The sequence below is a fragment of the Pseudoalteromonas sp. A757 genome (assembly GCF_004103285.1).
Taxonomy (GTDB): Bacteria; Pseudomonadota; Gammaproteobacteria; order Enterobacterales; family Alteromonadaceae; genus Pseudoalteromonas; species Pseudoalteromonas galatheae.
The window spans coordinates 147,925-167,704 of the sequence record NZ_QNQN01000068.1; the positions used below are offsets into that span (position 1 = coordinate 147,925).

General features: G+C 42.4%; 15 protein-coding genes. 13 read left to right on the top strand and 2 right to left on the bottom strand.

Annotation, left to right across the window (positions count from 1 at the left end; all coding sequences use genetic code 11):
• Position 1: 1 nt before the first annotated feature.
• Positions 2 to 1,183 (bottom strand): AGE family epimerase/isomerase, encoded by a 1,182-nt coding sequence (locus tag DRB05_RS11560; protein ID WP_128727080.1) that lies wholly within the window; start codon positions 1,181 to 1,183, stop codon positions 2 to 4.
• 131 nt (positions 1,184 to 1,314) lie between these two features.
• Here DRB05_RS11560 and DRB05_RS11565 point away from each other — a divergent pair, with 131 nt between their 5' ends.
• The 13 genes from DRB05_RS11565 (at position 1,315) to asd (ending at position 19,405) form a co-directional block, all read left to right on the top strand.
• Positions 1,315 to 2,589, top strand: coding sequence for a sugar MFS transporter (locus tag DRB05_RS11565; protein ID WP_128727081.1), 1,275 nt, complete (start codon positions 1,315 to 1,317; stop codon positions 2,587 to 2,589).
• A gap of 145 nt (positions 2,590 to 2,734) precedes the next feature.
• Positions 2,735 to 5,089 (top strand): GH92 family glycosyl hydrolase, encoded by a 2,355-nt coding sequence (locus DRB05_RS11570; RefSeq protein WP_128727082.1) that lies wholly within the window; start codon positions 2,735 to 2,737, stop codon positions 5,087 to 5,089.
• On the top strand, positions 5,089 to 5,856 hold the full coding sequence (locus DRB05_RS11575) for a basic secretory protein-like protein (RefSeq protein ID WP_128727083.1): 768 nt from the start codon (positions 5,089 to 5,091) through the stop codon (positions 5,854 to 5,856). The genes DRB05_RS11570 and DRB05_RS11575 overlap by 1 nt, the downstream gene beginning before the upstream one ends.
• A 197-nt stretch (positions 5,857 to 6,053) precedes the next feature.
• Positions 6,054 to 7,943 (top strand): methyl-accepting chemotaxis protein, encoded by a 1,890-nt coding sequence (locus tag DRB05_RS11580; RefSeq protein WP_128727140.1) that lies wholly within the window; start codon positions 6,054 to 6,056, stop codon positions 7,941 to 7,943.
• A 249-nt stretch (positions 7,944 to 8,192) separates the two neighbouring features.
• The gene (locus tag DRB05_RS11585) at positions 8,193 to 8,942 is read left to right on the top strand and encodes a DUF3450 domain-containing protein (protein WP_128727084.1); all 750 of its coding nucleotides are present in this window, start codon (positions 8,193 to 8,195) and stop codon (positions 8,940 to 8,942) included.
• 14 nt (positions 8,943 to 8,956) lie between these two features.
• Positions 8,957 to 10,324, top strand: coding sequence for a MotA/TolQ/ExbB proton channel family protein (locus DRB05_RS11590; RefSeq protein ID WP_128727085.1), 1,368 nt, complete (start codon positions 8,957 to 8,959; stop codon positions 10,322 to 10,324).
• Between the two features lie 2 nt (positions 10,325 to 10,326).
• Positions 10,327 to 10,854, top strand: a complete 528-nt coding sequence (locus tag DRB05_RS11595; RefSeq protein WP_128727086.1) for a MotA/TolQ/ExbB proton channel family protein — start codon at positions 10,327 to 10,329, stop codon at positions 10,852 to 10,854.
• Between the two features lie 22 nt (positions 10,855 to 10,876).
• Entirely contained in the window at positions 10,877 to 11,287 is a 411-nt protein-coding gene (locus DRB05_RS11600) for a biopolymer transporter ExbD (protein WP_010378708.1), read from the top strand.
• A gap of 9 nt (positions 11,288 to 11,296) precedes the next feature.
• Positions 11,297 to 11,902 carry an energy transducer TonB gene (locus tag DRB05_RS11605; RefSeq protein WP_128727087.1) on the top strand — a complete coding sequence of 202 codons (606 nt, stop codon included), beginning with the start codon at positions 11,297 to 11,299 and terminating at the stop codon, positions 11,900 to 11,902.
• A 21-nt stretch (positions 11,903 to 11,923) separates the two neighbouring features.
• Positions 11,924 to 13,234, top strand: a complete 1,311-nt coding sequence (locus DRB05_RS11610; protein ID WP_128727088.1) for a CDC27 family protein — start codon at positions 11,924 to 11,926, stop codon at positions 13,232 to 13,234.
• Positions 13,235 to 13,425: 191 nt separating this feature from the next.
• The gene (locus DRB05_RS11615; RefSeq protein WP_128727089.1) at positions 13,426 to 15,084 is read left to right on the top strand and encodes a hypothetical protein; all 1,659 of its coding nucleotides are present in this window, start codon (positions 13,426 to 13,428) and stop codon (positions 15,082 to 15,084) included.
• Positions 15,085 to 15,161: 77 nt separating this feature from the next.
• Positions 15,162 to 17,849 carry a TonB-dependent receptor gene (locus DRB05_RS11620; protein WP_128727090.1) on the top strand — a complete coding sequence of 896 codons (2,688 nt, stop codon included), beginning with the start codon at positions 15,162 to 15,164 and terminating at the stop codon, positions 17,847 to 17,849.
• A 440-nt stretch (positions 17,850 to 18,289) separates the two neighbouring features.
• Positions 18,290 to 19,405: an aspartate-semialdehyde dehydrogenase gene (asd, locus tag DRB05_RS11625; RefSeq protein ID WP_128727091.1), complete on the top strand. Its 1,116-nt coding sequence runs from the start codon at positions 18,290 to 18,292 to the stop codon at positions 19,403 to 19,405.
• Here the strand turns inward: asd and DRB05_RS11630 are convergent.
• A complete protein-coding gene (locus tag DRB05_RS11630) occupies positions 19,402 to 19,704 on the bottom strand; it encodes a hypothetical protein (RefSeq protein ID WP_240036239.1) in 303 nt (100 codons plus the stop codon). The two genes, asd and DRB05_RS11630, sit on opposite strands and share 4 nt — an antisense overlap.
• Between the last annotated feature and the right edge of the window lie 76 nt (positions 19,705 to 19,780).

Below are 19,780 nucleotides of genomic sequence, written 5' to 3' on the forward strand. Positions count from 1 at the left end.
ATTATTCGCCTTTTAACTTCATTGAACGTAGTACTTCGTAACACGCGCCCATAGTGTGATAATCGGTCTTGCCCGCCGGGCTTTTTTCATCGCTATACTTTTCATTTTTATTATTCAAAATACGATACCAAGCACCGTATTCATGGTCGACGAAGTTATCCCAAGCATATTGCCAAATTCTGTCGTACCACTGCCAGTAACTTTCATCACCGGTTTCAAGTGCTAGTAGCGCCGCAGCAGCGAAAGACTCAGCTTGAACCCAAAAGTATTTGTCATCGTCACAAATCGACTTATCCGGTGCAAAACCATAGCAAATTCCGCCAAATTCACTATCCCAAGCTGCTTTTAATGACTCATCAAACAAGTGAACGGCTTTTTCCACAAGCCATGGCTTTGGCATGTAGCGGTTAATCAACAATAATAATTTTGACCACTCAGTTTGATGACCGGGCTGAAATCCCCAAGGTCTGAATAAGTGTTTGGGATCGTCTTTATTATACTCAAGGTCGACTTGCCATTGACTATCATAGTGCTCCCAAATCAGCCCTTCAGCCTTAGCAGCTTGACGATTAACCATATTGTCGGCAAGCTTATATGCACGCTGTAAAAACTTTTCATCCTGTGTTGCTTCAAAGCAAGCTATTAGCGCTTCACAGGTATGCATATTGGCATTTTGCCCACGGTACTTATCTGCCTGGTTAAAATCTGCATCGAATTCGTCTTTATAAAGCCCAAACTCTGGCTCAAAGTATTTCTCTTCTAATAGCTGCCATACTCGCTCAATTACAGACTTACTTTCTGATAAGCCCACCTTCAACGCACTAGCATGAGCTAATAAAACAAAGGCGAGGCCATAACAATGGTTGGTGCCATCTACAACATTTCCATTTTCAAGTAACCACGCATAGCCGCCATTTTCTTGCCTATGAACGGTTTCTAAATAATCGATACCATGCCTAACCTTGTCTAAGTCAGCTGGCTCTTTAAAATAATCGTAAGCCATAGCATAGTTAAAGACAAAGCGTGTACTTGATACTAAGTGACGCGTGTTCGCATCATAAACCTCGCCATTATCCTTGAAGAAGTGATTAAAGCCACCACGTTCATCCACGCAATTTGGTGCGTAAAAGCTGAGCGTCTTTTTAATGTGTGCTTCTAAAAATTGCGTTGTTCTAAAATTCATCTAACTTTTAACCTACTGCTGAACATTTTCGTTACTTTAGCAGATAAAACATGGAACGATCCAATAAAACATTTGTGATTTTCGTGTAACAGTGTGTAGAATCAAGGTGAAAACAGATTGGAGTATCACTTGTGAGCGAAATAAATACAAATCAAACCTTCGTCACAAGCGGGAATACCGAGAATAATAATTATCGACTTCCGCTTATTGCAATGACAACGCTTTTTTTCCTTTGGGGATTTATCACCGTTTTAAACGATGTCCTCATCCCACGTCTAAAAGGCGTATTTGACCTTAATTACACAGAAGCCATGCTGATCCAGTTTTGCTTTTTTAGTGCCTACTTTATTATTTCTTTACCTGCTGGATATTTAGTTAAACGTTTTGGCTATAAAAATGGGGTACTAACTGGCTTAATCGTGGCATCGATTGGCTGCATCATGTTTTACCCTGCTGTTGTTGTTCACGAATATTGGATCTTTCTCTCAGCCCTTTTTGTGCTTGCATCTGGCATCACTGTTTTGCAAGTATCAGCGAATCCTTATGTTGCAGCACTCGGCCATCCTCGCACCGCATCAAGTCGTTTAAACCTTGCGCAAGCGCTTAATTCACTGGGTACCACTATTGGCCCTATCGTGGGTGGTTTTTTATTGTTTGGCTCAGCCGGTACGCTAACCGTGGAAGCTGCGGCAAGCGCAGAGGGTGTAAAGGTACCTTATCTTATTTTGGCTGCTGCGCTACTTACAATCGCTGTAGTATTCGCGTTTTTAAAGTTGCCCGTCATTGCTGAGCATACTGAAGCTGTTGATTGTAAAGCGAAACACCATAACCTAGTTGAGGCTCCTCACCTAGTAATGGGTGTGGTAGCCATTTTCTGTTACGTAGGTGCAGAAGTTGCGATTGGCAGTTTCCTTGTAAATTACTTTGCAGAGCCTGAAATAGCAGGACTTGAAGAGCATGCCGCAGCTAAGCTTATCGGTTACTACTGGGGTGGTGCTATGGTAGGGCGCTTTATCGGCTCAGCAGCCTTAAAGACTATTGCACCTTCAAAAGCAGTGGCTTTCAACTCAGTTGTGATTATTTTATTACTGGCATTGACCATAAGCACAAGTGGCAACATAGCGATGATTGCCGTGCTCGCGATTGGCTTGTTTAACTCAATCATGTTCCCGACAATCTTCTCAATGGCAATTGAAGGCTTGAGTTCATTAACCAGTAAAGGTTCAGGCTGGCTGTGTTTAGCTATTGTCGGTGGTGCTATAGTGCCGCTCGTTCAAGGCGTGGTTGCAGATAAATTCCATATTCAGATCAGCTTTATTGTGCCATTGCTTTGTTATGTTTACATCGCATGGTATGGGTTAAACGTGGTTAAGCTGGCGCAAAAGTGGCAAGCAAAACTGAATTAAGTTAACGAAAGTTTACAAGGCGAGCATAGCTCGCCTTTTTTATTGCATAATTTTTTCGTCGCATAGTATTGAATACGTATTCATAAAGGGTATTATAAAATAAAATTGGAACGCTCCAATTCAAAACAAAAACTAGGAGAGAGTAATGCGAGCTAAAACTTGGGCGTTGGCAATCACACAAAGTGTGTTGTTAAGCGCAACAGTTCACGCCACTGAGTCAAATACACAGTGGGTCGATACCTTCATTGGTACTGGCGGTGATGGCCACACCTTCCCAGGCGCGGTCGTCCCATTTGGTATGGTGCAATTAAGCCCAGATACAGATAACCCTATGCGCGGCGTTTCCCCTCAACCAGAAATCTACAAGCGCTGCGCCGGTTACCACTACGATGACCATACTATTGTTGGTTTCTCCCACACGCATTTCTCTGGTACTGGTCACTCAGATCTTGGCGACTTGCTGATCATGCCAATGACTGGCGAAGTAAAACTCGATGCTGGTACCGCTGAAAATCCAGACATAGGGTATCGCTCGCGCTTTTCTCATGACCAAGAGTGGTCAGAACCTGGCTATTACGGCGTTGAGTTACTCGACTATGATGTGAAGGCTGAAGTCACCGCAACCACTCGAGTGGGTATGCATAAATACAGCTTCAACAAAGCAAAACAAGGTCATGTATTGCTTGATTTGACCTCAGCTATCTACAACTTTGAGAACAAAGTGATTTGGAGCGACATACGCAAAATAAATGACACCACATTGGTTGCTTACCGTGCAACTAATGGCTGGGCGCGTAACCGCCAAATGTATTTTGCCATCGAGTTTTCAAAACCTATCACTGACTATCAGTTTTATAATCTAGACAATAATCGTTATCGTTGTATGAATTGCTTAGGAAAAGACAGCAAACACTCTACGATTGAGAATACCGCAGTAAAAATGACAGCAGGTAAAGCAGTTAAGTTTGTTGCAAGCTTTGATGATCTAGACGAAACGCCGCTATTAGTTAAGGTTGGACTTTCCGCAGTTAGCCGCAAAAATGCATTAGAGAATCTTCAAACTGAAGTACCAAATTGGGATTTTGATACCGTTCGCGCTAATGCGAAATCTCAGTGGGCAAATTATTTAGATAAAGTCGACGTGGAAGGCACCAAAGCGCAAAAACGTCAGTTCTACACTGCGCTTTACCATGCGCTACAAGCGCCTAATATCTACCAAGATGTAAATGGACAGTATCGAGGCGTTGACGGTGAAATTCATGACGGCAAAGGTTTCGAGCACTATACTTTATTCTCGTTGTGGGATACCTATCGTGCATTACATCCATTGCTCACTTATATCGACCCAGACCGCGTATCCGGCATGATCCAATCTATGCTGGTACATTATCAGCAAAGCTATGAAAAAATGTTACCTATTTGGTCGTTCCATGCCCACGAGACATGGACCATGATTGGTTATCATGCGGTTTCAGTCATTGCTGATGCATACCTAAAAGGGATCAGAGATTACGATATTGATTTAGCAGTAGAAGCAATTGAAAACACGGCTAATAACCCAGTGTATGACGCCATTCCAGAATACAAGAAATTTGGCTATGTACCAATGGACGTACTTCCTGAGTCTATTTCTATCACACTTGAATATGCTTACGATGATTTTGCCATTGCAAGAATGTACGAAGCGATGGGCAATACCAGCAAAGCGAAAGACTATTATCGCCGTGCAATGAGCTATAAAAATGTGTTCAATAAAGAAACCGGTTACATGCAAGGGTTAGATTCAAAAGGAAACTGGGATCCGGAATTTGACCCGTTTGAAGCAAAATACATGGGCCCTTATACGGAAGGTAACGCTAAGCAATATAGCTTCTATGTACCGCACGATGTTGCCGGCCTGATTGAATTAATGGGTGGTGATGATGCATTTGAAGCGCGTCTAGATGCACTGTTTGATACCCACCTTTCTGAAGAGATGATCAAAGAGCACGAAGATATTGCAGGTCTGATTGGTAACTATGCCCATGGTAATGAACCAAGCCATCATATTGCCTATCTATATAACTACGCGGGTAAGCCGTGGAGAACCCAAGAGCGCATTCGTCAGATCATGGATACCTTAAGCTCAGACAAACCGGATGGCCTTGCAGGCAATGACGATGTAGGTCAGATGTCTGCGTGGTATATATTCTCAGCGATGGGCTTTTATCCTGTTGCGCCAGGCGACCTAAGCTACGCGATTGGTGCGCCTCAGGTGCCTGAAGTTACGTTGAAACTTGCAAACGGTAAAGCGTTTAGAACCGTTGCGAAAGATTTCAGTAACGAGAATAAATACATAAAATCCATTAAATTAAATGGTAAACCACTTAATCGCAGTTATATCACACATAACGATATCATGAGTGGCGGTACATTGGAGTATCAAATGTCTAACAAGCCTAATAAGGCATGGGGTCAATCCAAGACGCAGAGACCGCCTTCATTGTCGGAGTATAAATAATGGTTAAAGCAGGAATATTTCTTGCGGCTATCACCAACTTTGCAAGTGTGCCGTCCGCACTTGCAAATGACGCCGATAGTGCCGCAGCGCGATTAAAACCGATCGCGTTTCAGTCAGATTTAGCATGGCGTCAATTTCCCCTGCCTGCCGTCTCGCTCAGTAAAACAACTAAAATTAACCATTTCGCATGGCAAGAAATTGATAATAAAGTAATAGAGCAAATAAGTTATAACGTGGCTAGATTGCTGTATAAGGAGATGGAAAGCGCGCCTAAACTACCTACACTTCATATTGTCTTTGAAGACCTAAAAGGAGTTGCATATAAAGAGGGCGATTTTAACGGTGCAACTATCCATATTAGTGCGAATTACATGGAAAACTTTTCTAAATCGCACAGCGAAACAGAATCCGTCGATGAACTCATCGGTATTCTCTATCATGAAATTGCCCATGCTTATCAGCTAGATGATCATAACTACAAGGAAATAGGGCCAATTATTGAGGGAATAGCAGATGTTGTCAGGCTAAAAGCGGGGTATATTGCAGATGACACCCAAAGGCCTGGAGGCACCTATAAAGATGGCTATAAGAATACTGCTTTCTTTATTAATTGGTTATCAAAACAAAGTAAACGGGACCTGCTTCAGGAAATCAATGCCCAGCTAGACCCACATGATGATATAAAGTGGAATTGGCAATACTTCGAGCAATCAGCAGGTGTTAAATTAGATACTGCTTGGCGACATTATCAAGCGTCGTTACTTTAACGCAAGGTGAGCTTAGTCTCACCTTTATTTAACATTCACTCTAAACCTCTCTCATTTCCTGCCGATAATCAAAGACAAACCTTTGAGTTTTTGATAAAAATAGTTACAAAGGAATCCAGTTCCTAAATCTATTAATAACAATCGGCCAACAAGTTTATTGTTTGGCTGAAGAAAAGAACAAGTTCAACAGGATCATGATGTTTAAAGCGCTAAAGTTCACCACCAAAGTAACCGTAGCAGCCTCCCTTGTATTAGTGATTGTGCTCGGCTTATTTACCGTAAACAACTTTCTCGTTATGCGAGACCAAACTCAAGCTCGGCTTACCTTGGTTTTGCAAGAGATTTCCAATTCGGTATCACAAAATATCGCCAATTGGCTCAATGACAGACTTGAAATCGTGGTGTCAATTGCTGAAGGACATAGAGCTGATGATTCTACTGAACAGATACGAAGACGATTAAAAACCGCAGACACTGCGGGGGATTTCAAAAACGTTTTTATTGGCACGCCAGATGGTACATTTGTGTTGGACGATCCAAGTATCCAACTTCCTGCTGATTTTGATGCTACTAGCCGCCCTTGGTATAAACTCGCTGAGCAAAAACAAGATACCGCATTTACCGCACCTTATATCGACGTTACCACCAACGAATTCACTATTTCTGCCGTTGTACCGGTAAAACAAGGAGGCCGTTTCGCCGGTGTGGCTGGGGGCGACATAGACATGTCAACCATCACAGAAATTATCAACGAAATTGACTTTTTAGGGTTTGGTTACGGTTTTTTACTTGATGAAAGCGGTAAAATACTCAGTCATCCAGATACTAAACTGAATGACAAGCCGATGTCAGAGCTGTTTGGTAAACGCCTGTCATTAAACCGGGATTTCACGGAGCTTGAAATTGATGGCACAGAAAAGCTCGTTTCATTTGTAAAAATGAAAGGCATTAAAAATGTCGACTGGTATCTTGGCGTTGTCATTAATAAAGAAATTGCCTATTCGTCCGTATCTTCTTTTAGAAATATGGCTGCTATCTATATGCTACTTGGAGTGATTGCGATTGTGGTGATGCTACAACTATTACTCAAGTATCTGATGCGCCCGATGTACAATCTCAACGCAGCCATCAAAGACATCGCCCAAGGTGAAGGTGACCTTACTCGTAGATTAGTCGTAGAGAACCAAGATGAATTTGGCGAGTTATCCGATTATTTCAACCAGTTTATCGATAAAATTCATGCCTCAATTACGCAGGTAAAAAATACCACAGTGACGCTTGAAAACGCAGTGAATAGCTTGGTTGCACAAACGCAAGATACCTTATCTATGTATACCGATCAGTCCAAGCGCACCGATAGTGTCGCGACAGCCATCAACGAGCTTTCTTCAAGTGCACAAGAGATCTCAAACAATGCAACCCATGCTTCAGAACTTGCCAGTAACGCCAACAAGCTTTCTGTTGAAAGCCAACATTCACTCACTCAAAATATCGAAGAAATCGCTTCACTGACACAAAAAATGTCTCAAGCACAAGACACGCTGGACGGGTTAGATAAACTCTCAGGTAGCATAGGGCAAGTACTTGAAGTGATTAAAGGAGTTAGTGAGCAAACCAACCTACTGGCATTAAATGCAGCCATTGAAGCAGCTAGGGCAGGTGAGGCTGGTCGCGGATTCGCTGTCGTTGCCGATGAAGTAAGGCAATTGGCGCAGCGCACACAAGAATCAACGCAAGAAATCGAAAGCACGATTGCACAGCTGCAGCAAGGCTCGGCTTCAGCTGTGGCCGTAATGAAAGCAAGCTTAGAAGACTCAGCAAGAAGCGCAGATAGAGCCAATACGTCAGGTACAAAAATGCAAGAAGTGAGCAATTCGATTGATGCCATAGATGGTGTAAACCACGCAGTGGCGAGTGCAACAAATGAACAAAACGCAGTTATTCAATCACTTGATAGCGACATTCACCATATTAGTGACCTAAGTCTGCAAGGCAGCAATAACCTAACCGCAACCCTTGAAGAGTGTAAGTCATTGAAACTACAGTTCGACGAATTAGAACAAATGGTGCTCAAGTTTAGAGTATAATGCCAATCCAACAATACTTAAAAGCCGCTTAACAAAAGCGGCTTTTTTGTGATCCTTTTATGACACAAAAAACCCGCAACATCTCATTAACCAACAAAATCCCATTAAAACCAGTAAGTTAATTAATAAATGTAATTTAAATGACAGCTGTCATATTTATGTATCAGTTGCGCAACATGGTTGTCATTTTTCGTAATTAGACTGCACCCAGTTTTTAAGCAACTAGCAATAATTTATAAGGTGTATGCGATGAAGTGCGTTAACCACTTGCTTATAGCAGGTATGCTAGCAACGGCCTCTGCCGGAGCAACAGAATTAAATCAAGCGATGGACAAAAGTGCAGCTATCAATGAATCTGCATTAAAATCTCAAGGGAAAATCGATGGTATTGCAGACGATATGCAGTCTCGTTTGCAAAAGTTCAAGACATTGAATAAAGAAATCGATGGCTTATCGGTTTACAACGCTCAATTAGAAAAACAAATCAAAAACCAACTTGAAGAAATGACGGCAATTAACACCTCTATGGATCAAGTTTCGGTGATCGAGCGTCAAATCACACCTCTCATGATGCGCATGATCACTGGTCTGAAGCAGTTCGTTGAATTAGATGTGCCATTCCTTCCTAAAGAGCGTGCTGAGCGTATTACTCAGTTAACTAACTTGATGGATCGTGCTGATATCTCATCAAGCGAAAAGTTCCGCCGCGTACTTGAAGCTTACCAAGTTGAAGTTGACTACGGCCGTACTATCGAAGCTTATACCTCATTACTTGACGTGAATGGGCAAGAACGCGAAGTAGACTTCCTACGCATTGGTCGCCTTGAGCTGCTTTATGTCACAAAAGATGGCAGCCAAGCTGGTTTTTGGAACAAAGACAGTAACGCTTTTGACGTATTACCAGATACCAACATCAGCCAAATCAATAAAGGCATTCGCATCGCACGTAAGCAGTTAGCACCAGACATGTTAACGCTTCCAGTTCAGGCTGCAGAGTAATAGGTGACACCACTATGAAATTCGTACAAAAATTCACTAAACACGCTATTTTCGCAACAACCCTTGCGTTAACCGCATCTGTGCATGCTGAACAAGCATTAGATTTAGATTCACTACTTAAAACCTTAGAGCAAGGTCAAACGGCACAAACAGCGCAAAACAAACAACGTGAAGCCGAGTTCAAAGCGCAGCAAAACAACCAAATCCAAATGTTGAATGCGTTAACGGGTGAACGTAACCAAGCGTTGGCAAAATCAGAGCGTCTAGAAACCAATTTCGAAGAAAACGAAATTAAACTGGCAAACCTAAGTGACACTCTCAGCAAGCGTATGGGTACATTAAAAGAGCTATTCGGTGTGCTTCAACAGGTAGCTGGCGATAGTTCAAATAAGTTCGCAACTTCAGTTGTATCAGCTGAAATTAAAGGTCGTGATGATTACATGACTGAGCTTGCGAAAAAGATGGGCTCAACATCACGTCTAGCATCAATCGAAGACATTGAAAAAGTCTGGTTTGAGATGCAACGTGAAATGACAGAGCAAGGTAAAGTGTCGCGCTTTAATACCGAAGTTATCGTAGCCGGTGGTGCCAAGCAAAATAAAGAAGTGCTTCGCGTCGGTGCATTCAACTTAATCGCTGATGGTAAATACCTGACTTACAACAACGACACACAAACTCTCTCTGAACTGACTCGTCAGCCAGCGTCTCGTTTCACCTCAACAGCGGATGAATTACAAAATGCGAAGACAGGTTCTGTCGATTTTGCCCTTGACCCAACAGGCGGTTCAATTCTCGGTCTACTAGTACAAGCACCAAATACCGAAGAACAAGTACACCAAGGTGGCGCAGTAGGTTATGTGATCCTAGGTGTTGGTTTACTGGCACTACTTATTGCAATCGAGCGTTTTGTATCGCTCATGTTGATGGGCTCTAAAATTAATCGCCAGCTTAAAGATAGCGTTGCGCGTGACGACAACCCATTAGGCCGTGTGATGAAAGTGAAAGAGCAATATCCAGATGTGGCTTATGACACGCTAGAACTTAAGTTAAGCGAAGCAATCCTTCGAGAGATGCCAAAGATCACACGTAACCTAACTTTAATCAAAATTATTTCAGTCGTAGCACCGCTACTTGGTCTACTAGGTACAGTGACCGGTATGATCAACACCTTCCAAGCAATCACCTTATTTGGCACGGGCGACCCTAAACTCATGGCTGGTGGTATTTCTCAGGCCCTTGTAACCACCGTACTCGGTCTGGTTGTCGCTATCCCAACCGTATTCCTTTACACACTACTAAACACACGTTCTCGTAACTTGCTCCTTATTCTTCAAGAGCAGAGCGCGGGGATCATTGCAGAGCGTAGCGAGAAAGGAGCGTAATCGTGGTTTTATTGCTTGATGCAATTAACGCTTTACGTGAATTCCTTGATACGGGTGGCCACGTTCTCCTGGTCATCGGCTTCGTAACCTTCGCCATGTGGCTACTTATTCTCGAGCGCTTCATGTTTGTGTTCGGTAAATACAGAGGCTACAAAAACGAAGTCTTACAAGCTTGGAACTCTCGAAATGAGCGTAACAGTTGGAACGCAGAGCAGATAAGACAAGCGACTATCTCTCGTGTGGGGATCAAACTCAATGCCAACTTGCCTTATATCAATGTCATGGTGGCACTGTGTCCTTTACTAGGGCTCCTAGGTACGGTAACCGGCATGATTGAAGTATTTGATGTCATGGCGATCACAGGGTCAGGCAGTGCACGTTCGATGGCATCTGGGGTATCAAAAGCAACTATCCCAACAATGGCAGGTATGGTTGGCGCGCTTTCGGGTGTATTTGCATCGACCTACCTGCAGCGTAAAGCCAAGCGTGAAGTTGAGTTGTTAGAAGATAAAATGCTACTAGACCACTAATCGGTCGTGTGAGGAAAGAATTATGAGAGCACCACTTGCAAAAGTATTCCAAGAAGAAGAAGCAGAAGAAATTAACATGACACCAATGCTGGACGTTGTATTTATCATGCTTATCTTCTTTATTGTAACGGCCTCTTTCGTTAAAGAAGCGGGTATTGATGTTAACCGCCCAGAAGCGGCCACCGCAGTGAAAAAGCAAAGAGCAAATATCTTGGTTGCAATTTCAGATACTGGTGAAATTTGGATTAACAAACGCCAAGTAGACATCCGTGCAGTTCAAGCAAACATTGAACGTCTTAAAGCGGAAAATCCACAGGGTAGCGTGGTTATTCAAGCTGATAAAAAGGCAACTACTGACACGCTAATTAAAGTAATGGATGCATCACGCGCAGCTGGCGCATTTGATGTTTCAATTGCAGCACAGGAGTCATAGGAACATACCATGCGTTACTTAATTGCTTTAGTAATTGCAGGCATAGTTACCTTTTTCCTTTTCTTGGGTATGCAAGCGCTTATCCAAGGAGGGGAAGGAGCAATGACAGATCCTGTAAAAGGACAAGTACTAGATTTCGTCCGTCTTAAAAAAGAGGAAACGGTGGAGAAAAAAGAGCGTAAGCCACAAAAACCACCGACACCAAAAGAGCCGCCTCCACCAATGGATGCACCACAAACACAGAACAACAATCTTGACGCAACAGGCGGCAACTTTGATTTCAGTGCCAATGTGGACGCTGACGTAGATTTGGCGCGTGGTTTGGCACTTGAGTCCAGTGATGGTGAATATCTACCAATCGTTAAAGTTGCGCCGGTATATCCAAGACGTGCGTTATCACGCGGAATTGAGGGCTATGTGATTGTTGAGTTCATTGTAACTAAGCAAGGCACTGTGAGAAACCCTGTTGTAGTAAGTGCCGAACCGGAATCAATTTTTGATCAAGCAGCGCTTGATGCGGCATTGAAATTTAAATACAAACCTCGCGTAGTAAACGGTGAACCGGTTGAAGTGGCGGGTGTTCAGAATAAGATTTCATTTCAAATTAATGGCTAATTGTCATTAAGGATTGCGATTATGAAAATGTTTAAAAAAATTACTTTATTAAGTGCATTATTTAGCACAGGGCTAATAATGCCAAGTCTCATTTCAGTCTTACCAAATGTTAATTTGGCAACGGCTTATGCTGACTCAGAAACGAAAACCAAGCGAGTGCCTGCATTACGCGAAAAAGTGTATAGCCAACTAGCTCGCGCACAAAAACTCGCAGACGATGGTCAAGTAACTGAAGGCTTAGCAGCACTTGATTCAGTCAAAGAGCGTTCATCAAGCATGAACAGTTATGAAATAGCCATGATGTATAACTTCTATGGTTTTATTTATTACAACGAAAATAAGCTAGACAAGGCCATCGAATCCTTCAAAGCAGTTATTGCTGAAGAATCTATTCCTGAGTCCCTGCGTCTTTCTACGACATTTAGTTTGGCTCAATTGGCCATGGCAAATAATGATTTTGAAAGTACATTATCATTCCTTGAACAGTGGAAAGAAGTTAATACGCAGGCCCCAAAAAGCAACTTTTATATTTTAAAAGCGCAAGCACAATATCAACTAAAAAAATATAATGACGCGATAAAAAATATAAATACTGCAATTAATTTAGTTGAAGCCGACGGTGAACTACCAAAAGAAAACTGGCTAGTTCTTCAGCGTGCGATATATTATTCATTAAATCAGCCAGAAAAGGTAGCGGATGTTTTAGAGAAAATGGTTACCCTCTATGACAAACCACAATACTGGATCCAACTTGGTGGTATGTACGGTGAGATAGGTGCCGAGAAAAAACAGCTTGCAACATTTGAAACTGCGAAGCAAAGGGGCTTTATAAAATCAAAGTCGGATTATATGCAGCTTGCTCAAGTTTATTTAATGAACGCCTTGCCTTTTAAAGCAGCGGAAGCACTCGATAACGGAATCAAAGCAGGTGTCGTTGAAGACAGCGCCAAAAACCTAACTTTTATCGCAGAAGCGTTCGTTCAAGCAAGAGAAGATAAAAAGTCACTACCTTTCTTCCTAGCAGCAACTGAAAAAGTTGAACATGGCAATTTAGATCAGAGACTTGCAGAGATCTACTTAAATCTTGAAAAGTATGATGAAGCCGCAGATCACGCCCGACTTGCTCTCAATAAAGGCGATTTAACGTTTGAGTCTAACGCCTATGTTGCACTTGGAATGGCACAGTTTAACCTGCAAAACTTTGATGCTTCTATATTGGCATTCGAACAAGCTGAAAAGCACAAAAAATCGGCAAACCTTGCTAAACAATGGATTAAATATGTGAAGCGAGAAAAAGTTCATGCTGAAACATTAAAACAAGCTCTATTATAATATTTTATAATCGCAACACCAAAGCCGCCTTCGGGCGGTTTTTTTATTTTTAAAAGTTCAATTTTTTATTGTGAAGATTTAATTACAATCATTTTATGTAATCTTGGTGTAATAAAACACCATTAATTTAGTCACATCATTTAAACACAGTAAAAAAATAATTTTTTAAAAGTCTACTATTGGAGTTAGCAATGGAACTAAAAAACCTCTTCAGAGTCTCTGCAATCGTCGCTGCTATGGCACTTACTGGTTGTGGTGGTGACATCGAAGTTACACCTACTGTAAACGATAACAGCACTAACAATTCAAACAATACGACAAACACTGGCGATAAAACTCCAGATCCAGTTGTAGAGAACCCTTGTACAACTCGAGCGGTAGGAAGCACTGAAGTTCAAGGTACGTTCCAAGCACCACACTGTGTATACGGTACTGACTTCGCGTCTAAATCACTAGAAATTCAAGCTGATGTTACATTCAAAAAACTTAAGAATGGTGGTGCTCACGTATTTAAGGGTGCACTTTTAATCGGTAAAGATTGTAACACTTCAACAGGTTGTACAATCGAGGCGAATGGTCCAACACTAACTGTAGAGCCAGGTGCTGTAATGGCATTCACTTCTGGTGAGTCAGTGGTTCGTATCGCGCGTGGAGCGAAGATCAACGCAGTTGGTACTGCCGCTGAGCCAATTCGTTTCACTTCGGCTGCAGAATATGACGCATTTAACCTAGCAGGTATCGGTCCACAGTTTGCGGACTGGGGTGGCATAATGGTTAACGGTTTTGGTATCACAAACGAGTGTACCGATGCGGAGCGCGATGGCGACCTTTGTAATGCAGATTCTGAAGGTGTAACCAGCTACTATGGCGGTAAAAACAACGCAGATAGCAGCGGTCAAATCAAATATGCACACATTTGGTATGCAGGTTCTGGTCCTCGTGATGGCGGCCCTGGAGACGACTTAAACTCGCTAACGCTTAATGCTGTAGGTTCTGGCTCTAGCTTTGAGTTCTTACACATTCACCAAGGCTTTGATGACGGTATCGAATTCTTTGGCGGCGCGGCTAGCATCAAAAACATCGTCGTAACCGACACTCAAGATGATGCAGTAGACGTAGATGCGGGTTGGCAAGGTAAAGGTCAATTCATCCTGGTTAAGCACGGCACAATTAAAACTAAGCGCGACGTTACTTATGCTGATGACGACGGCAAAGCGGTATTAATCCCTGCTGGCGAAGAAGGTTTCATGGGTAACAACGGTTTTGAAACTGATGGTGAAAAAGCAGCAGGCCCCGATTACAGCCAAGCACCGGCATCTACGCTTAACTTTGCAAACGTAACTGTGTTAACGACTGATGGTAACTCAATTCGTGATGATGACGAATCACAAGGTATGAAGTTTGACGATGCAATCCGTGGTATGTACTACAACGCATTAGTGGTTAAATCATCAGCTGCGAATGGCACTGAATGTTTAGAGTTTAAAGATGATAAGGCTGCTGCAAACGCTGAAGCTGATACGCTTAACTATGTAAGCTCTGTACTTGCTTGTGCTGCAAACTTTAAAAATGGTTCTGACCCATTACCTGCAGGTGAAGGTAAAGAAGACTGGTTTGTTAACGCAGGTTCTAACCAAATTCTAAACGGTGCAGCTGACGTAATTGCAGCAGATGGCTTCTCAACAAATTCAAGCTCTACCGCTATCACTGTTGAAGCAAACGACCTAAGCAGCCTAAATGACAACTTCTTCACGACTGTTGATTACATAGGTGCGGTATCTGATAAAGATACATCTTCTGAATGGTATCAGTGGGCTAAGAAAGCAATTGAGGCTTCAAACGCTGACTAATTATCCGTAATGACCTTAGTTATTACAATTAAGGCGCAGTCATTGCGCCTTTTTTATGATTTTTGGCAGGATTGTATATGGATACTCAAATGAAATTTAAAAAAGTTGCTTTAGCCATCAGTACGGCACTCACAGTCGCAACTTCTCTACCAAGCGTCGCAGAAGAAGAACAAGCAATCGAAGAAGTTGTTGCGGTAGGTACTCGTTTACAAGGTAGTGCTGCAGCGGTAATTGAAGAACGTAAGAACCAAGCATTCGTTGCGGATATCTTAGGCGCAGAGCAGCTATCTAGAACAGGTGATAGTGATGCAGCATCCGCGCTACGTCGTGTTACCGGTCTTACGTTAGTTGACGGCAAGTTTATCTATGTTCGTGGCCTAGGTGAGCGTTACTCAAGTGCTCGCCTGAATGGTGCCGCAGTACCGAGCCCGGACTTAACCCGAAACGTTATTCCACTCGATATTTTTCCAGCAAGCATTATTGAAAGTCTAGCGGTACAAAAAGCTTATTCTCCGTCAATGCCTGCTGCATTCGGTGGTGGTAACATCGATATCCGCACTAAGTCAGTACCATCGGAGTTCACCGCAGGTATTGAGGTAGGTATTGGCCAAAACTTTAATTCTGATAAAGGCTTTACCTACAGCGGAACTACGGAAGGTATACCTCAAGTACTACAAGATGCAGTTGTAAGATATCGTGGTAACTTTGACATCGGCGAAGTTGTAGACAAAAACGGTTTCAAAGATAAAGACGGGCTAACACGTGCGGATCAAGCAATTGACGTGATCAAAGGTTTTGTGTCATCACTTCCTCGCGATATTCAAGTCAAAGAAGAGTCGCTAGATCCAAACTTTGATGTAAAAGCCAACATTGGCAATAGTTTCCAAGAAGATTGGTTAGGCGGCACGGTAGGCTTTATGCTTGCGGGTTCCTATGACAACGATTGGAATTATAGCGACCGCACAACAGGTGTTATTGACGACACATTAGCTGAAAACTGTACGTCTAAGCTTGAGACTGCGGAAGATACTGCAAACTCTTGTTATGTAACACTTAAAGAATCTAAAGTAACGACTGAAACTGAACGCCTAAATGGTGTATTCAATATCGGTTACCGCTTAGATCAGCATAGCATTACTTATTCTAAGATTTATCTCGAAGATAACGAAACCGAATCAGAGTTTTCCGTGTTACAAAGCCCTAACGGCAGTACCGTTAGAACAATTGCGGGAACGGGCGCGGCACAGCGTTCACATCAGTTTGATTACGAAGAACGCACGTTGGATATCGACCAAGTGATTGGTCAACACACGTTCCTCGATTACTGGGGGGTAGGCTTTGACTGGCAGTATACAGAGTCAAAAGCGCAAACCGATATTCCAACAGAAATCGACTTTAAGTTTATTGATAACTATAACGAAGACGGTTCTTATAAAAACTCCATCGTTACCGGTGATGATAACCGTATAACGTACGCCTTTACCGACATGGAAGACAACGTAAAGTCTTACAGCGGCAATGTCACCTTACCGTTAACCTTCGAGGGCATAGAAATTACTCTTAAAGGTGGTTACGACTTTATGGATAGAGCACGTGTTTACAATACCAGTAACTTCGTTGTAAACAACAAAAGTGGTATATCCATCCCAGTAAACTTTGATGAGTCTGAGATCTATGGATTATCGGGTTATCTTGACGATGAGTTTTTGAACAACAACACTTTCTTGTTGACCTTCAACGAACCTCAGGCACCAGCAGCAGATGATTACATTGCCGCTCAAAAGATAGATGCGGGCTATGGTGAGTTTGATATCTTCTTCGACAATACCTGGCGTATTAGTGGTGGTATTCGTTACGAGGACTTTAAACAAGTGTCACTTGCAACATCGAGTCTGATTTTCGACCGCATAACGATGGAAACGATTTACGATGAAGAGCGTATTTTAGCCGGTACAGTTAACGAAGATAACTTCTTTAACGCACTATCGCTAACGTATCTTTCAGACGGTAACTATCAAGTACGTTTTGGTTATGGTGAAACCACTGTACGTCCTGACTTACGTGAGTTAGTACCGGTTGCCTACTATGATCCATTAACCGATATCCGCACCTTCGGTGTAGCTGGCCTTAAAAGTAGCGACCTGAAAAACTATGACGCGCGCTTTGAGTACTATATGGATAATGGCGACAACTTCTCAATTGCGGCATTCTATAAAGATATCACCGCGCCAATAGAAACTATCTTGCGCGTTGGTGATGAAGACTATACAGCAACCTTCGTAAACGGTGAGGAAGGTGAAGTATACGGTATTGAAGCCGAATGGTTATACGACTTATCGGGTCTTGCGAGTGGCTTCTTTACGTCAGGTAACATCACCCTGAGTGATTCTGAAGTATCGATAGATCCTGCTCGTGCTGGTAACTTAACCAACCCAACGAAGCGTATGACGGGTCACTCAGAGTATGTGGTTAATATGCAATTAAACTATGACTCGGCTGATGGTCAACATAGCGGTTCTCTAGTCTATAACGTCTTTGGAGAGCGTATTTTGGCTTCTGGGATTGGTGGTAGAGATGATGCTTATGAGCAGCCATTTCATTCGCTTGATCTAGTATATACTTGGTATCCAGACTTTAACTCTAAAATTAAATTTAAAGTCAAGAACTTGCTAAATGAAGATCAAGAAGTAACTCAATCTGACGTGGTAGTAAGACAAAAAGATGTTGGCACCTCAGTTAGCCTGAGCTACAGCTACGAGTTCTAAGGAGCAACTAAGCTTTAACCAAAGCCAAGGCATGCCTTGGCTTTTTTGATCTTTATCAATCTTTCTAAATTTTTTTCTTTGTTACTCGTTATTTCATAGACTAAGTTCTGTAACTTTGTGTATAGTTAGTCTATATATAAAATATATCTAAATACTTCAGTAAGTTACTAGGTTGTTAATATATCTGTCATATTTAACCAGTAACATTATTTAAGCGCTTTAAAAACAAAACTATAGCTGGCTTCGTACCGAGTTCTTGTTGACGCAAATGCGTTAAATTAGGACAACCTTTACATGTTGTATCCAAACCCCGCCATGCGGGGTTTTTTATTTTAAAATCCTAACTTCTAGCTAGTCCATCGCGTATTCTTTTGCTAAGGTAGCCATCTAGACATACGACTCACGCAATGAACCGTATAACCAAAATTAAGGCACATATCATGAAAAAAGTAGGACTCGTCGGCTGGCGTGGAATGGTAGGCTCCGTGCTAATGGAGCGTATGCAGCAAGAAAATGACTTTGAGGTCATTGATCCACACTTCTTTACTACCTCACAAGCAGGTCAACTTGGCCCCGTTGTTAAAGGTGGTGGTGAGCCAAAGCCGCTTCAAGACGCAAGCGACATTCAATCGCTTAGCGAAATGGATATTATCATCTCCTGCCAAGGCGGAGATTATACCAAATCTGTATATCCTTCATTGCGTGAACAGGGCTGGGAAGGCTATTGGATAGATGCTGCCTCTGCACTAAGAATGGAAAAAGACAGTATTATTGTGCTTGATCCTGTCAATAACGATGTCATTCAACAAGGTCTTGAACAAGGCGTAAAAACCTTTGTCGGTGGTAACTGCACGGTTTCTCTTATGCTACTTGCGCTTGGTGGTTTATTCGAGCAAGACTTAATAGAGTGGGTGAGCCCAATGACCTATCAAGCGGCATCAGGTGCAGGCGCAAGAAATATGCGTGAACTCATCACTCAAATGGGTGAGATCCACAACTCTGTTAAAGCACAACTAGACGACCCAAGTTCGGCCATCTTAGAAATTGATAAGCTTGTGGCAGAAAAAATCAAAGATGAATCTTTACCACAAGATCAATTTGGTGTGCCCTTGGCTGGCAGCTTAATTCCATGGATTGACGTTCCAATGCCATCTGGTCAAAGTAAAGAAGAGTGGAAAGCACAAGTAGAAGCAAACAAAATCCTTGGCTCATCAAAGCAACCCATTCCTATCGACGGATTGTGTGTAAGAATTGGCGCCATGCGCTGTCATTCACAAGCGCTCACCATCAAGTTACGTGAAAATCGAAGCGTCGAAGAAATAGAAGCAATTCTAGCAGCACATAATGAATGGGTGCGCGTTATTCCAAATGAGCGTGATATTACTGCAAAAGAACTAACTCCGGTTAATGTTACTGGCACACTGAGTATTCCTGTCGGCAGAATAAGAAAGCTCACTATGGGTGAAAAATATATCAGTGCATTTACCGTTGGTGACCAACTTTTATGGGGGGCTGCAGAGCCACTTCGTAGAATGTTGAGGATCATTACAGGTTAATTTCTAAAGGCGCCGTCGGCGCCCTTTTGTTTTTTTATCGATGACTTTTGTAAGACCGAATAAGGCGTTTCCACTCTCACCATCATGGCATCTAAAACTGTAGCCAAAATGTAGTGCTGTTCTGGATAGATAACAACAGGCTCAAGGTCGAAATCAGGCTCACGTTCAAACCTTACTTCATAACGATTGTCACCTTTTGAGTAAAGGTCGTACACTATACCTTGACACGTAAATACGACTGCATAAGACTTCAATGGGATAAGCGCACCAATATTAGTTTGATAAATCCTTTCATACATTTATCTGTTTATTTTTTGGTGCCAATACCATTATCAGCACCAAGAAGGTAATAACACTGCGTTACCATTCGCTTTC

What these genes read in the sequence shown, in the direction of transcription:
- asd (WP_128727091.1), top strand. Translation starts at nt 18,290, where the DNA reads ATGAAAAAAGTAGGACTCGTCGGCTGGCGTGGAATGGTAGGCTCCGTG.
- DRB05_RS11575 (WP_128727083.1), top strand. Translation starts at nt 5,089, where the DNA reads ATGGTTAAAGCAGGAATATTTCTTGCGGCTATCACCAACTTTGCAAGT.
- DRB05_RS11590 (WP_128727085.1), top strand. Translation starts at nt 8,957, where the DNA reads ATGAAATTCGTACAAAAATTCACTAAACACGCTATTTTCGCAACAACC.
- DRB05_RS11620 (WP_128727090.1), top strand. Translation starts at nt 15,162, where the DNA reads ATGGATACTCAAATGAAATTTAAAAAAGTTGCTTTAGCCATCAGTACG.
- DRB05_RS11580 (WP_128727140.1), top strand. Translation starts at nt 6,054, where the DNA reads ATGTTTAAAGCGCTAAAGTTCACCACCAAAGTAACCGTAGCAGCCTCC.
- DRB05_RS11560 (WP_128727080.1), bottom strand. Translation starts at nt 1,183, where the DNA reads ATGAATTTTAGAACAACGCAATTTTTAGAAGCACACATTAAAAAGACG.
- DRB05_RS11630 (WP_240036239.1), bottom strand. Translation starts at nt 19,704, where the DNA reads ATGTATGAAAGGATTTATCAAACTAATATTGGTGCGCTTATCCCATTG.
- DRB05_RS11615 (WP_128727089.1), top strand. Translation starts at nt 13,426, where the DNA reads ATGGAACTAAAAAACCTCTTCAGAGTCTCTGCAATCGTCGCTGCTATG.
- DRB05_RS11585 (WP_128727084.1), top strand. Translation starts at nt 8,193, where the DNA reads ATGAAGTGCGTTAACCACTTGCTTATAGCAGGTATGCTAGCAACGGCC.
- DRB05_RS11570 (WP_128727082.1), top strand. Translation starts at nt 2,735, where the DNA reads ATGCGAGCTAAAACTTGGGCGTTGGCAATCACACAAAGTGTGTTGTTA.
- DRB05_RS11600 (WP_010378708.1), top strand. Translation starts at nt 10,877, where the DNA reads ATGAGAGCACCACTTGCAAAAGTATTCCAAGAAGAAGAAGCAGAAGAA.
- DRB05_RS11605 (WP_128727087.1), top strand. Translation starts at nt 11,297, where the DNA reads ATGCGTTACTTAATTGCTTTAGTAATTGCAGGCATAGTTACCTTTTTC.
- DRB05_RS11610 (WP_128727088.1), top strand. Translation starts at nt 11,924, where the DNA reads ATGAAAATGTTTAAAAAAATTACTTTATTAAGTGCATTATTTAGCACA.